Source organism: Mycobacterium sp., assembly GCF_049281135.1.
Lineage (GTDB): Bacteria > Actinomycetota > Actinomycetes > Mycobacteriales > Mycobacteriaceae > Mycobacterium.
Window position 1 is genome coordinate 1 of the sequence record NZ_JBAPRN010000834.1, and the last position, 15,372, is coordinate 15,372.

At 67.2% G+C, this 15,372-nt stretch carries 6 protein-coding genes and 1 pseudogene; 5 read left to right on the forward strand and 2 right to left on the reverse strand.

Features of this window, described 5'->3' with window-relative positions; translation table 11 throughout:
- The 5 genes from WAN02_RS33195 to WAN02_RS33215 all read left to right on the forward strand — a co-directional run.
- The coding region (locus WAN02_RS33195; protein WP_422269598.1) for an SDR family NAD(P)-dependent oxidoreductase at nt 1–7,896 on the forward strand (7,896 nt) is incomplete at its 5' end.
- 24 nt (nt 7,897–7,920) lie between these two features.
- Nucleotides 7,921–10,563 (forward strand): NAD-dependent epimerase/dehydratase family protein, encoded by a 2,643-nt coding sequence (locus WAN02_RS33200; RefSeq protein ID WP_422269599.1) that lies wholly within the window; start codon nt 7,921–7,923, stop codon nt 10,561–10,563.
- Between the two features lie 19 nt (nt 10,564–10,582).
- Nucleotides 10,583–12,088 (forward strand): carboxylesterase/lipase family protein, encoded by a 1,506-nt coding sequence (locus WAN02_RS33205; RefSeq protein ID WP_422269600.1) that lies wholly within the window; start codon nt 10,583–10,585, stop codon nt 12,086–12,088.
- Between the two features lie 27 nt (nt 12,089–12,115).
- Entirely contained in the window at nt 12,116–14,125 is a 2,010-nt protein-coding gene (locus WAN02_RS33210) for a DUF7065 domain-containing protein (RefSeq protein WP_422269601.1), read from the forward strand.
- A 46-nt stretch (nt 14,126–14,171) separates the two neighbouring features.
- Nucleotides 14,172–14,645 (forward strand): gluconokinase, encoded by a 474-nt coding sequence (locus WAN02_RS33215; protein WP_422269603.1) that lies wholly within the window; start codon nt 14,172–14,174, stop codon nt 14,643–14,645.
- On the opposite strand, the gene WAN02_RS33220 is transcribed toward WAN02_RS33215, so the two are convergent.
- The gene (locus WAN02_RS33220) at nt 14,635–15,114 is read right to left on the reverse strand and encodes an RDD family protein (RefSeq protein ID WP_422269602.1); all 480 of its coding nucleotides are present in this window, start codon (nt 15,112–15,114) and stop codon (nt 14,635–14,637) included. The two genes, WAN02_RS33215 and WAN02_RS33220, sit on opposite strands and share 11 nt — an antisense overlap.
- Nucleotides 15,115–15,179: 65 nt before the next feature.
- Nucleotides 15,180–15,372 (reverse strand): annotated as a pseudogene (locus WAN02_RS33225) (DoxX family protein); the annotation flags it as partial.

A 15,372-nucleotide genomic window follows, 5' to 3' on the forward strand; every position in this document is an offset into this window, starting at 1 on the left:
GGAATGGCCGCCGTGCAGTTGGCCCGGCACCTCGGACTGGAAGTGTTCGCTACCGCGAGCCGTGGTAAATGGGACACGTTGCGGGCAATGGGCTTTGACGACGACCACATCAGCGATTCGCGCACGCTGGAGTTTGAAGACAAGTTTCGTGCGATCGTCGGCGAGCGCGGCATGAACGTGGTGTTGGACTCGCTGGCCGGTGAGTTCGTCGACGCGTCACTGCGACTGGTTGCTCCCGGCGGGGTCTTCCTCGAGATGGGTAAGACCGACATCCGTGACCCCGGAAAGATCGCCGAGGAATATCCCGGTGTGCGCTACCGCGCCTTCGACCTCTTCGAGCCCGGCCGCAACCGCATGCACCAATACATGCTTGATCTTGCCGAGCTTTTCGACGCCGGCGTGTTGCGCCCGCTGCCGGTGACAGCCTTCGACGTGCGCCGTGCACCCGCGGCATTGCGGTATCTGAGTCAGGCTCGCCACACCGGCAAGGTCGTGCTGTCGATGCCGGATGCCTGGACGCAGGGAACCGTGGTGATCACCGGCGGTACCGGCATGGCGGGTTCGGCGCTGGCGCGCCACCTGGTCGCCAATCACGATGCGCGGCACTTGTTATTGATCAGTCGATGCGGCCCGGATTCGGCCGGTGCTGCGGAGTTGGTCGCGGAGCTGTCGGCTGCCGGCGCCGAGGTGAAGGTGGTCGCCTGCGATGCGGCCGATCGTGCGGCCCTGGCCAAGGTGATCGCGGACATTCCCGTGCAGCATCCGTTGTCCGCGGTGATCCATGCCGCGGGTGTGCTCGACGATGCGGTGGTGACGTCGTTGACGCCGGAGCGGGTCGACGCGGTGTTGCGGGCCAAGGTGGACGCGGCCTGGAATCTGCATGAGCTGACCCAAGATTCGAATGTGTCGGCGTTCGTGCTGTTCTCCTCGATGGCCGGCCTGGTGGGATCGTCGGGCCAAGCCAACTACGCGGCGGCCAACAGCTTCCTCGACGCGCTGGCCGCTCACCGTCGCGCACATGGTCTGCCGGCGATGTCGCTTGGCTGGGGTTTATGGGACCAAGCCAGCGAGATGACCGGCGGGCTCGACGACGCCGGCCGGGCCCGGCTGGCGCGCACCGGCGTGAAGGCGCTGTCGTCGGTGGACGCGCTACAGCTGTTCGACACCGCGATGGTCGTCGACGAGCCGTTTCTGCTGCCCGCCCACATCGACACGACCGCCCTGCGGGCCAACGCCGCCGTGGTGCCACCGATGTTCGTCGATCTGATCAATGCGCCCGCGCGTCGGCGGGTCGACGACTCGCTGGCCGCCAGCAAGTCCAAGTCGGCTCTGGCGCAACGTATCCACGGCCTACCCGAAGCCCAGCAGGACGCGGTGCTGCTGGAGCTGGTGCGCTCGCACATCGCGACCGTGCTGGGCAATACCACTCCGGAGGCCATTGATCCGGACAAGGCATTCCAGGAGTTGGGCTTTGACTCGCTGACCGCCGTCGAGATGCGCAACCGGCTCAAAGCAGCCACCGGGCTGGCGCTTTCACCGACGTTGATCTTCGACTACCCGACACCGAGCCGGCTGGCCTCGTATTTCCGGACCGAACTCGCGGGCGTGCCGCAGGAAGTCAAGAACGTCCCCGCGATGCGGATCACCGGCGACGATCAGATCGCGATCGTCGGTATGGCCTGCCGTTATCCGGGCGGAGTCAACTCCCCGGAAGACCTCTGGGACATGGTGATCGAAGGCCGCGACGTTGTCACCGAATTCCCCGCTGACCGAGGCTGGGATCTGGCCAACCTGTACAACCCCGACCCGGACGTTCCCGGCTCCTGCTACACGCGTATTGGCGGCTTCGTCGAAGGCGTCGCGGACTTCGACCCGGCATTCTTCGGAATCGGCCCCTCAGAAGCGCTGGCGATGGATCCGCAGCAGCGGATGTTTCTCGAGCTGACCTGGGAAGCGTTGGAGCGGGCCGGTATTGACCCGACCATGCTGGGAGGCAGCGCCACCGGCGTGTTCGCCGGGGTCTATGCCCAGGGCTACGGCATGGGTGCCGCGCAAGCCGCGGAGGGCTTCCGACTCACCGGACAGTCGTCGAGCGTGGCGTCCGGACGGGTGTCGTACGTGTTGGGGCTGGAGGGCCCGGCGGTGTCGGTGGATACCGCGTGCTCGTCGTCGTTGGTCGCGCTACACATGGCCGCTCAGTCGTTGCGGTCGGGGGAGTGCGATCTGGCGCTGGCCGGTGGGGTCACCGTCAACTCCACACCCGACATCTTCGTAGAATTCAGCCGCATGCGCGGGCTGTCCACCGATGGGCGCTGCAAAGCGTTCGCCGGGGCCGCCGACGGCACCGGATTCTCCGAGGGCGGCGGGATGCTGGTGGTGGAGCGGCTTTCCGACGCGCGACGTCTGGGGCACCCGGTGTTGGCGGTCGTGAGCGGTTCGGCGATCAACCAGGACGGCGCGTCCAATGGCTTGACCGCACCCAACGGTCCCTCTCAGCAGCGAGTGGTCCGTTCGGCATTGGCCAGCGCGGGACTGACCGGCACGGACGTCGAGGTGGTCGAAGGCCACGGCACGGGCACCACGCTGGGTGATCCGATTGAAGCCCAGGCGATTTTGGCGACCTACGGTCAGGATCGGCAGACGCCACTGTGGTTGGGGTCGATCAAGTCGAACATGGGCCACACCCAGGCCGCCGCAGGGGTGGCGGGTGTGATGAAGATGATCTTGGCGATGCGCCACGAGGTGCTGCCCACCACGTTGCACGTGGATGCGCCCAGCCCGCACGTGGATTGGTCGATGGGGTCTGTGCAACTGCTGACCGATCAGCAGCCTTGGCCGGCGAATGGTCGGGCGCGCCGGGCGGGGGTGTCGTCGTTCGGCATCAGCGGGACCAACGCGCACGTCATCATCGAAGCGGTCCCGCCGGTCGAGCCCGCCGCTGAAACCACGCCGATTTCGCCGCCGGCGGTCATCCCGTGGGCGGTGTCGGCGAAGTCGACCGCGGCGCTGGAGTCGCAGGCCTCGCGGCTGGCCGGATTCGTCGGTCCCCGTATCGAATTGGGGCCCGCCGACGTGGCCTGGTCGCTCGCGGGTCGTACCGCGTTCGAGCATCGTGCTGTGGTACTCGGCGATGGCCGCGACCCGTTGCTGACCGGTCTGGCTGAGTTGGCCGGCGGTCAACCGGGGCCATCGGTGATCACCGGGACCGGGCTGACCGGCAAAACCGCGTTCGTCTTCCCCGGCCAAGGCTCGCAATGGCTCGGCATGGGCATGGGCTTACACGCCACCTATCCCGTCTTCGCCGAAGCATTCAACACCGCGGTCGGAGAGCTGGATCGCCACCTGTTACGTCCGCTGCGCGAAGTGGTGTGGGGCCACGACGAAAGCCTTTTGAAAACAACAGAATTCGCTCAGCCGGCACTGTTCGCCGTCGAGGTCGCGCTGTACCGCCTGCTGGAGTCCTGGGGAGTGCGGCCCGACTTCGTGATGGGCCACTCGGTCGGCGAGTTGACCGCGGCGCACGTCGCCGGCGCCCTGTCGCTGGAGAACGCCGCGTTGCTGGTGGTCGCGCGGGGCCGTTTCATGCAGGCGTTGCCATCCGGCGGCGCCATGGTCGCGCTGCAGGCCACCGAGGACGAAGTGCGCCCGCTGCTGACCGACAACGTCGGTATCGCCGCGGTCAACGGTCCGTCGTCAGTGGTGGTGTCCGGAGACGAGCACGCGGTGACCGCCATCGCGGACCAATTGCACGCCCAAGGCCGGCGAGTCCATCGACTGGCGGTCTCGCACGCCTTCCACTCGCCGTTGATGGAACCCATGATCGGCGAATTCAAAGCTGCGGTGCGCGAGCTGGCCGTGCACCCGGTCACCATTCCGGTCATCTCCAATGTGACCGGAGAGTTGGCCGGAGATGACTTCGCCACGGCCGACTACTGGACCCGCCACATCCGGGCCGCGGTCCGGTTCGCTGACAGCATCCGGCACGCGAATGCGGCCGGCGCCACCCGATTCATCGAAGTGGGGCCCGGCGGCGGCCTGACCTCGTCGATCGAGGAATCACTGGTCGAGGCCGACGTGGTGTCCGTGCCGTTGTTGCGCAAAGACCGTCCCGAACCGAACAGCCTGATGACCGGTGTGGCACAGGCCTTCGTATCCGGCGTCGGCGTCGATTGGCGTGCCACGCTGCCCGGCGCCTCGTTTGTCGAGCTGCCGACGTATGCCTTTGAGCGGCGCCGCTTCTGGCTGTCCGCCGATGAGACCACGGTCGACGCCGCGGGTCTGGGTTTGGCGGCCAGCGAGCACGCACTGCTGGGTGCGGTGGTGGAGCTGCCCAGCTCGGGTGACGTATTGCTGACCGGCCGGCTTTCCTCGGCGGCGCAGGGCTGGCTGGCCGATCACGCCGTCGGCGGCGTGGTCATCTTCCCGGGTTCGGGCTTTGTCGAGCTGGCGATCCGCGCCGGCGACGAGGTCGGCTGCCCAGTCGTCGATGAACTGATGTTGGCTGCGCCGTTGGTGATTCCGGCAACCGGGTCGGTGTCGATGCAAGTCGTTGTCGGTGGCGCCGACGAATCCGGCAACCGCGCAGTGTCGATATATGCACGCGGCGATGCGCATTCGGGCTGGACTCTGCACGCGGAAGGTGTCGTGCGACCCGGCGCCGCCGACGCGGGCGCTGAGATGTCCAGTTGGCCACCAGTGGGTGCGACACCGGTCGACATCGACGGCCTGTATGACCGGTTGGCTGCGCGCGGATACGGATACGGTCCGGCCTTCCAGGGTTTGACCGCGATGTGGCGCCGCGGCGACGACATCTACGCCGACGTGTCCCTGCCTGATGACGCCGGTGTGTCACCGGCCGGCTTCGGGGTGCATCCCGCGGTGCTGGACGCTGCCCTGCACGCCGTGATCGTGGCCGGCGAGGCCGACCATGACAGCAAAAACGGTGTCCTGGTGCCGTTCTCGTGGCAAGGCGTGTCACTGCACGCGGCGGGGGCGTCGTCGGTGCGGGCGCACATTACGCCCTCGGGTCCGTCATCGGTGTCGGTGGAGCTGTTCGACGCGCTGGGGTTGCCGGTGCTGTCGGTGGCTTCGATGGTCGCCCGCCCGGTGTCGCGACAGCAGTTGATGGCCGCGGTGTCGGGCTCGGGCCCGGACCGGATCTTCGAAGTCGTCTGGTCACCCGCGGCACCCGGATCGCACGCCGAGACACCGTCGTACGACGTCTTCGAATCCCAGCACGCCGACGACGACCCGCTGGCCTCGACCTACGCCCGCACCCACGACGCCTTGGCCGCGCTGCAAGCCTGGCTCTCCGAGAACGAATCCGGAATGCTGCTGGTGTCGACCCGCGGTGCGGTCGGATTGCCGGGGGAGGACGTCACCGATCTGGCCGGTGCCGCGGTGTGGGGACTGGTGCGCGCGGCCCAGACCGAGCATCCCGGCCGCATCGTGCTGGTGGATTCCGATGCGCCGCTGAGCGATACGACGATCGAGGCGCTACTGGCAGTCGGCGAGCCACAGGCCCTGGTTCGCAAGGAAACGGTGTACACGGGTCGCGTGCACGGCAGTCGAGCGGTGGATGCGCTGTTGGTCCCCCCGGCTGACGAGGCCTGGCGACTGGGCATGTCCAGCAAGGGCACATTCGAGAACCTGGTCCTCGAGCCCATCCCGGACGCCGACGCAATGCTGCAGCCCGGCCAGGTTCGGGTCGCGGTTCGCACCATGCCGGCCAACTTCCGCGACGTCATGATCGCCCTTGGTCTGTACCCCGACGAGGACGCCGTCATGGGCGTCGAGGCGTCCGGCGTTGTGATCGAAACTGCCCCCGATGTCCGTCGTTTCGCCGTCGGTGACCGGGTGACCGGACTGTTCCCCGAAGGCACCGGCAGCATCTCGATCACCGACGCTCGCCTGCTGATGGAGATTCCGGCCGGCTGGTCGTATGCCGAAGCCGCCACGGCGCCGGTCGTTTTCACGACGGCCTACTACGCGCTGACTGCCTTGGCCGACGTCAAGCCGGGTCGGCGAATCCTGGTGCACGCCGGCGCCGGTGGCGTGGGTATGGCTGCGGTGCAGTTGGCACGGCACTTCGGGCTGGAGGTGTTCGCCACTGCCAGTCGCGGCAAGTGGGACACGTTGCGGGCGATGGGCTTTGACGACGACCACATCGGTGATTCCCGCACGCTGGACTTCGAGGACAAATTCCGTGCGGTGACCGCCGGTCGCGGCGTGGATGTGGTGTTGGACTCGCTGGCCGGTGAGTTCGTCGACGCCTCACTGCGACTAGTCGTTCCCGGCGGAGTCTTCCTGGAGATGGGTAAGACCGACATCCGCGACCCCGGAAAGATCGCCGAGGAATATCCCGGTGTGCGCTACCGCGCCTTCGACCTGTTCGAGGCGGGGCCCGAACACATCGAGCGCATGCTCGCCGAACTGTTCGCGATGTTCGACGACACCACACTGCGGCCACTGCCGGTCACCGCCTTCGACGTGCGGCGCGCACCCGCGGCGCTGCGGTATCTGAGTCAGGCCCGTCATACCGGCAAGGTCGTCTTGACGATGCCGGATGCCTGGGCATGGGGCACCGTGGTGATCACCGGTGGCACCGGTATGGCGGGGTCGGCGCTGGCCCGCCACGTCGTCGCCAATCACGGGGTTCGCAACCTGGTGCTGATCGGCCGGCGTGGCCCGGATGCGCCGGGTGCCAGGGAATTAGCCGCGGAGTTGACCGCTACCGGGGCCGAGGTCTCGCTGGTCGCCTGTGATGCGGCGGATCGTGCGGCGCTGGCCAAGGTGCTGGCCGACATTCCGGTGCAGCATCCGTTGTCGGCGGTGATCCACACCGCAGGTGTGCTCGACGATGCGGTGGTGACGTCGTTGACGCCGGAGCGGGTCGACGCGGTCTTGCGGGCTAAAGTGGACACTGCCTGGAACCTGCATGAGCTGACCAAGGATTCGAATCTGTCGGCGTTCGTGCTGTTTTCGTCGATGGCCGGTCTGGTGGGATCGTCGGGCCAGGCGAACTATGCCGCCGCCAACAGCTTCTTGGACGGCTTGGCGGTGCACCGCCGTAGCCACGGCCTGCCGGCGATCTCGCTGGGCTGGGGTCTGTGGGACCAGGCCAGCAGCATGACCGGTGGACTGGACGCCGTGGACTTCGCACGGTTCGCCCGCGACGGCATCACGGCGATGTCCTCCACCCAGGCCCTGCAACTGCTCGACACCGCGATGGTGATTGACGAGCCGTTCCTGGTGCCCGCGCACATCGACACCGTGGCGCTGCGGGCGAAGTTCGACGGCGGCACCCTGCCGCCGATGTTCGTCGATCTGATCAACGCGACCGCACGGCGTCAGGTCGACGACTCGTTGGCCGCGGCAAAGTCGAAGTCGGTGCTGCTGCAACGCCTCCAAGGTCTGCCGGACGACGAGCAGCAGGAGATTCTGCTGGACCTGGTGCGCTCGCACATCGCGACCGTGCTGGGCAATACCACCGCGGAGGCGATCGACCCGGACAAGGCGTTCCAGGAGTTGGGTTTCGACTCGCTGACTGCCGTCGAAATGCGCAACCGGCTCAAATCCGCCACCGGGCTGCCGCTGTCGCCGACCCTGATCTTCGACTACCCGAACTCGGCGGCGCTCGCGGGTTACTTCCACCAGGAGTTGGTCGGCGCGTCGGCCGAGGCCGCGCCCAAAGCCGCACCCGGCGAGGAGGAGATCCAGCGGGTGGTGGCGTCCATTCCGGTCAGACGACTCAGGCAGGCTGGGGTCTTGGAACTGCTGCTCGGCCTGGCCAACGAGCCCGAGGGTGACGACGCGGATATGAACAGGGAAAAAGACCTCGCGACAATGGATCTCGACGACCTGGTCAATGCCGCGTTCCTCGACGACGACGACTAGTCAGATGAGGTGTGAGGTTCGCCCGTGAGGATCGCCGTCACCGGGGCCAGCGGAGTGATCGGTCGCGGCGTGGTCCTGCGGCTGCTCAGCGCCGGGCACGACGTCGTTGGCCTGGCCCGTCATCGGCCCGAAAGCTGGCCCAGCGAGGCCGCGTTCGTGCACGGCGACATCCGCGACGCCGCCACGGTACGACGAGCGGTAGCGGGCGCGGAGGTCGTTGTGCACTGCGCCTGGGCGGTCAACCCGAGCTCTGATCAACCCGTCGACCGCGAAATCAACATCGGCGGGACAGCCAACGTCGCTGATGCCGTGGCGCGCAGCGGTACCCGCCGGATCGTGTTCGCATCGTCGGCACACGTCTACGGCCCGGACCGGGACGCCGCCGCACCTTTGACGGAAGCCGACCAGCTGCGACCGGGTTCGGTGCACGGGCACGACAAGGCCCGCGCCGAAGAGATGGTCGCCGCGTGTGGTGCCGAGTGGGTGGCGATCCGGAGTGCGGCGATCCTCGGCCGGGGCGTGGACAACTGGGTGCGAAAAGCATTGTCGTCGGCGTTCTTCCCCGATACGGGCGGCTCGGCGCGTCGCACCGTGCAGGTCGTGCACAGCGACGACGCGCATCGGGTATTCGTGCGCGCGGCAATCGATCCGGGCATCGGCAGTGGGCCGGTGAACCTCGCAGCGCCGGGGGAAGTCACCTTCGGTGAGATCGCGGCGCGGCTCGGGCGCCCCCTAATGCGCGCGGGCCGGTTGCTACGCGGGCTGAGCTCGGCGCCCGAGCTCGACCTGCTGCGCGGTGCGCCGTCGATGAATACCGCGCTGCTGGGCGACAAATGGAATTTCACCCCGGCCTGGACCGCACCGGAATGCCTCCAGGACGTCGCCTTGGCGGTGCGCGGCCGAGTGAGTGTCGGCTCGTGGTCGACTTCACTACCGTGGCGGCTCATTCCCGTCCAAGACGTCCCGGCGGTCGACATACCGGCGGCCGACGGAGTGTCGCCAGTGCTGGCCGGCCCGGACGGTGGTAACGGCGAATTCGACACTCCGATCGACCCGCGATTCCCCACGTATCTGGCCACCAATTTGTCGGAGGCGCTGCCGGGCCCCTTTTCGCCGTCATCGGCGTCGGTGACCGTCAAAGGGCTGCGCGCGTCGGGCGCGGTCATCGCCGGACGTCTGCGGCCGGGCGGATTGATCCAGCGCGAGATGGCCACGCGCACCGTCGGTGTTTTCGCGCACCGCCTGTACGGGGCCATCACGACCGCCCATTACATGGCCGAAGTCGTGCCATTCGTCAAGCCCGAGACGGTGGTTCGGCAGAGCCAGTACTTCGGCCCGAGTGCGGCGGCCACGCCGATATACGGCGATCAGCAATTGCCACGCGAATCCGGCGGTCCGGCAGGTCCGTTGCGGACGGTCCGTGACCTGGGCGTGTTCGGGGTGAACCTGGCCGGTCTGACCGTCGGCGCGCCCCTCGATACACGTGACTTCGTCGACGATGTCGACCGTCTGGAAAAGCTTGCGGCGGGCGACCTTTCAGAACTCGCCGATGAGCGACTGCAAAGCCTGATCTTGTTGGCCCGCGACCACGTGATCGAGGGCTGGGTGCTGGCATCCGGATCATTCATGGCGATCGCCGCCCTCAGCGTGGTTCTGCGTGGGATCAACGGTCGTGACATGACCTTGTCGGTCGGTCAGGAGTTGGCCAGCGCGGGGCTGTTGAACGCCCTGTATCGACTGGCTGATGCCGCGCGACGGGATCCTGACGTCCTGCGCATTCTGGCCGGCGGCGGCGACCATCTCGACGAGCTGGCCGCCCAGGCCCCGGAGTTCCACCGGGTCGTGCTCACCGAGCTGAAATTGTTTGGACACCGCGGTCCGGGAGAGCTGGAGATGCGGTCGTTCAGCTACGCCGACGACCCAGAGTTACTGCTTCGCATGGTGGCGAAATCACTAGACAAGCCGTTGCGCCCGGCGGCACGTCGTCCGGTGATCCGGCTACGCGCCCGACCGGTGGCTTCGCTTGCCGCACATCAGGTTCGGGACCGCGAGGTTCGTCGAGACCGGATGGTGCGCGCGATCTGGTTGCTGCGCAGCCTACTTCGTGAGCTCGGGCGCCGGCTGGTCGACTCGGGGGTGATCGAGACGGTCGACGACGTGTTCTATCTGCTGGTCGACGAGTTGGACGCGCTTCCCGCCGATGTGGCCGGGCTGGTTGCGCGCCGCCGCGCCGAACAGAGCAGGCTGGCGGGCATGCCGCCGCCCGCCGTATTCAGCGGCGATTGGCGGGCCGCCACCGTCGAGGCAACTGTGCTCGTCCCCGGGCAGGAGCTGACTGGCGTCGGCGTGAGCGGGGGCCGAGTCCGCGGCCGGGTCCGGATCATCAGGCCCGAAACCATCGACGACCTGGAAGCCGGCGAGATCCTGGTCGCCGAAGTCACCGACGTGGGTTACACCCCTGCGTTCGCCTACGCCGGCGCCGTCGTGACCGATCTGGGTGGACCGATGTCGCACGCGGCGGTGGTGGCACGCGAATTCGGTATCCCGTGCGTGGTGGATGTTCACGATGCGACCCGGCGTTTGGCGCCAGGGGCGCTGATCGAGGTCGACGGCACCAGCGGGACGATCCAGGTCCTCGAACCCGACCTGCCGAGCGCTGGCCCTTGACGTTCGCTAACGTCAGGTGATGCACGAGCACACCGTCCGCGTGACGACTGCCACCGGCACCGTCGAAGGTTTCACCCGCGACGGCGTGCACAGGTGGCGATCCATCCCGTACGCCCGCCCGCCAGTCGGCGCGCTGCGATTTCGGGCGCCACAGCCGGCCGAACCGTGGCCGGGTGTGCGCTATTGCCACGGCTTCACCAAATGCGCACCCCAAGAACGCCGCTACACCGTGCTCGGAGTCGGCAAATACCAGCCGATGGGCGAGGACTGCCTGACGCTCAATGTCGTTGCACCGGAAACCCCCGAGAGCGATTCGCTTCCGGTGATGGTCTTCGTGCACGGGGGCGGATACATCCTGGGCAGTTCGGCCACTCCGATCTACGACGGGGTGGCGCTGGCTCGCCGCGGTTGCGTCTACGTCTCGGTCAACTACCGGCTCGGCGCGCTGGGCTGTCTGGACCTGTCGGCGCTGTCGACCAAGAACGTCACCCTCGAAAGCAACCTGTTTCTGCGCGACATCGTGCTGGCCTTGCGTTGGATCAAAGACAACATCGCGGCTTTCGGAGGCGATGCGGACAATGTGACAGTCTTCGGCGAGAGCGCCGGCGCACACGCCGTCGCTGCCTTGCTGGCGGCGCCCGATGCGGAAGGGCTTTTTGCCCAAGCGATTTCGGAGAGTCCGGCCAGCGGCATGACGCGGTCGAGCGAGGTGGCCGCGGAATTCGCCACGCGGTTCGCCACGTTGGTGGGTGCCCGCCAGCAAGACGCCGCGCACGCGCTGCTGAAACTGTCGCCGGCGGAACTGGTGGCTGCGCAAAATCGCCTGATCGACGACGGCGTGCGAGACATGCTGGGTGCGTTCCCGATCGGCCCCGTCTTCGGTGACGACTACCTGCCACTGGACCCCGTCGAAGCGATGCGGCAGGGCAAAGCGCATCGGGTTCCCCTCATCGTGGGCACCAATGCGGAAGAGGGGCGGCTGTTCACGCGCTGGCTGCAGCTGCTGCCGACCACCGAGCCGATGATCGAAGCGATGCTGGCCGGGGTGGAACCTGCTGCGCGGGAACGCATTACCGGCGCCTATCCGGACTACCCCGAGCGGTCTGCGTGCATCCGGCTGGGCGGTGACTTCGCGTTCAGTTCGGCGGCCTGGGAAATCGCCGAGGCCCACAGCAGGCATGCGCCTGCCTACCTGTATCGGTACGACTACGCACCCCGTGTGCTGCGCTGGTCCGGGCTGGGGGCCACCCACGCCACCGAACTGCTCGCAGTGTTCGGTGTCTACCGCACCAAGCTCGGGGCGCTGCTGACCGCGCCCGTTGATCGGCGCTCCGCCCTGCGGGTCACCAACGAAGTGCAAAGGCGCTGGGGGGCATTCAGCCATACCGGCAACCCGGGCGACGACTGGCCGGTCTACTCCGACGCCGACCGCGCGGTGATGGTGTTCGACCGGAAATCACATCTGGAGTTCGATCCGCACCCCGAGCGGCGGATGGCGTGGGAGGGCTTTTCCCTGGCGCGATGACCGCGGATGTGATTTCGTGGACGAGCCATGACACCGCATACCGACAACGTCGTCGAACGGCCGGCTGACCTCACCGCGGCCTGGCTCACGTCAGCTATTGGCGCCGGCGACATCACCGACTTCACCGTCGAGCGCATCGGCACGGGCCAGATGAGTGAGTGCTACCGGGTCCAGCCGACCTACGCCGACACCGCGCCATCCGGCGATAGACCTTCAACCGTAGTACTGAAGGTGGCGGCCACCGACCCGATGAGCCGCCAGACTGGGATGACGCTGGGGCTCTACGAGCGCGAAGTGTGCTTCTACCGCGATATCGCGCCGCGGCTGCAGGGCCCGGTCTCGTCGTGCTACCACATCGGGTTCGACGCGTCGTCGGGGATTTTTGATGTGCTGCTCGAGGATGCGAATCCGGCTGTCGTCGGCGATGAAATCCGCGGCGCCACAACGGGGCAGGCTCAGATCGCGGTCACCGAGCTGGCCCGCTTGCAGGGGCCGTTGCTGGGGGACGCCACGCTCGCCGACGCGCCGTGGCTGAATCGCGACACGCCGATCAACCAGGCGTTGATCGCCGCGCTGCACGCCGGTTTCGTTGATCGTTATGGCGACCAGATCGCGCCTCAGCACCGCATGGTGTGCGAACGGCTGGTCGGTGGATTCGACGGCTACCTGGCCGAGGAGGCAGCCGCGGACCGGATCCATGGTCTTGTGCATGGTGACTATCGGCTGGACAACATGCTGTTCGGTGCGGACGGTGCCGTGCGCCCGCTGACCGTCGTCGACTGGCAGACGGTCACCTGGGCTCCGGCGATGACCGATCTGGCGTATTTCCTCGGTTGTGCTCTGCCGGTGGAGGACCGGCGCGAACACTACGACGCGCTGCTGGATGACTACCACCGGGCACTCGGGCCGGATGCGCCGATCACCTTGGCGGATGTGCGCGAAGGTGTACGAAGGCAAAGCTTCTTCGGGGTGATGATGGCCATCGTGTCGTCGATGCTGGTGGAACGCACCGAGCGCGGCGACGCGATGTTCATGACCATGTTGCAGCGGCATTGTGAGCATGTGCTCGACACCGATGCGCTGGCCATCCTGCCCGCACCGGCGCCCGTCGAGCCACTCTGCCCGTCGACCGATGACGAATCGGCCCACACCGCCACCGATGAGCCGTTGTGGAGCGAGAGCTGGTATGCCGACTTCGCAGACGCTGCACAGGGAGTCGGCGGCTGGCTACGGCTGGGCCTGATCCCTAACCAGCAGACGGCCTGGCTGCATGCCTTGCTGTGCGGTCCCGGCCTGCCCACGGTCGCGACAGTCGACTTCGAGGTTCCGCTGCCCGCCGACCCGTGGGCGGTACACACGGGCGCAATCGATTTCACGCATTCGGCCGATGAACCGCTGCGCACCTATCGGATGGTGCTGCGGGGACAGGGCCAGTCCTACCAGGACCCGGCCGGATTGCTGCGGGCAGAGCCGGGCACACCGGTCGAGGTGCAGATTGACCTGGCGTGGACCACCGACGGCGCGCCGTATCAGTACCGGATCGCTACCCGGTACGAGATACCCTGCACCGTAACGGGATCCGTTACCGTCGACGGCCGTCGCTATACTCTCGACGCGGTGCCCGGGCAGCGCGACCACTCCTGGGGAGTGCGGGACTGGTGGAGCATGGACTGGATCTGGAGCGCGCTGCATCTCGACGACGGGACGCACCTGCACGCGGTGGGTATCAACATACCGGGCGTTCCGAAGGTCAGTGTCGGATACCTCCAGGACCGCGGCGGGACGGTCACCGAGTTGCAAACCATCGCTCCGGTGCAGACATTCGACGCCGATGGATTGCCCGTCGGCGCGACGCTGGCGATGGAGCCCGGAGGCATCACGGCGACCATCGACGTGCGCGGACATGCGCCGCTACGCCTGGTCGCCCAGGACGGGCGGGTCAGCCAATTCCCACGAGTGTGGGCCACCGTGAAGACCGCCGACGGGCGAACCGGCGTGGGCTGGCTGGAGTGGAACCGTAATCAGCCAACGCCATAGCGTGGGCGCTGAAAAGCTTTATCCACCACGCAGATCTGTCGTGGTGATGGGTGTCTCCGGATCCGGTAAGTCGACGGTGGGCGCGGCGCTGGCGCGTCGGCTCGGCGTTCCGTTTGCGGATGCCGACGCTTTTCACCCGATGGCCAACATCGCCAAGATGGTCGCGGGCACGCCGCTCGACGACGACGACCGCCGTCCTTGGCTGGACGCGGTGGGGCGGTGGCTGGTCGACCATGAGACCGGCGTGATGAGCTGCTCGGCGCTCAAACGCCGGTACCGCGACCAGTTGCGTTCGCACCGAACGGATATCGCGTTCCTGCATCTGACCGGCTCACCGGAGCTGATCGCGGCCAGGCAGGCCGGCAGACCGGGCCACTTCATGCCGTCGTCGTTGCTGATGTCCCAATTCGACGCGCTGGAACCGCTGGACCGCGACGAGCACGGGATGGTCATCGACGTCGGTCAGAGCGTCGACACCATCGTCGACGCGGTCATGGAGTTTTTGTCGGTCAGCCCTTGACGACCTGGGTGCCGCCGGCCAATTCGTCGTGCTTGCCCTGCTTGGTCGGACTGCCACTGATCGTCACGGCGATGACGACGTAGGCGATGAACGCCAGCAGCGGGCCGAGGTAAGGCACCACAGCGAGCAACGTGAACGAGTTGCGGATGGCCGACTGGGTGGCGTCGGGCCTCGGTGCTCCGCCCGGGCCGTGGACCGTCAGGCCCAGCAGCCTCTTACCCAGGGTGGCGCCCTGCGTGACTTCCAGCAGAACGAAGTACCCGAACATCAGGACTCCGGAGAACAGGCCGGTAACCAGCCACCAGTAGTCGCGATCGAACAAGACGAGCGATAGCACGAACACCACGATGTTGATCAGGATGCCGTCGATGAGCCGGGCGAAGAATCGCGCCCCGAGACCGCCGGGCCGGCCTTGCGGTGAACCGGCCGGCGGGTAACCGTACTGCGGGTCGAAGTCAGCTGATGTCATGAGGGAGCTCCTAGCGGCGGTGGCCGCCAATCTACCCCGCTAGCTGGGCCTCGTCGATCGCCCGATCAGTGCCAATGACGAGCCTTGACCCGTCCACGATGAGCTAGTTCGCCGCCGCGTTCGACTGCCGTATCGGCCAGTTCGCTGCCGCGCTCATAGGCGCGTTCACCCAATTCGCTGCCGCGCTCGCGGGCGATGTCAGCCCACTCGCCACCGCGCTCGCGTGCGGTGTCGGCCAGGTCGGCGCCATGCTCACGC

Excerpts from the sequence above, each read along its gene's own strand:
- WAN02_RS33205 (WP_422269600.1), top strand. The coding sequence starts at position 10,583 with ATGCACGAGCACACCGTCCGCGTGACGACTGCCACCGGCACCGTCGAA.
- WAN02_RS33220 (WP_422269602.1), bottom strand. The coding sequence starts at position 15,114 with ATGACATCAGCTGACTTCGACCCGCAGTACGGTTACCCGCCGGCCGGT.
- WAN02_RS33215 (WP_422269603.1), top strand. The coding sequence starts at position 14,172 with ATGGGTGTCTCCGGATCCGGTAAGTCGACGGTGGGCGCGGCGCTGGCG.
- WAN02_RS33210 (WP_422269601.1), top strand. The coding sequence starts at position 12,116 with ATGACACCGCATACCGACAACGTCGTCGAACGGCCGGCTGACCTCACC.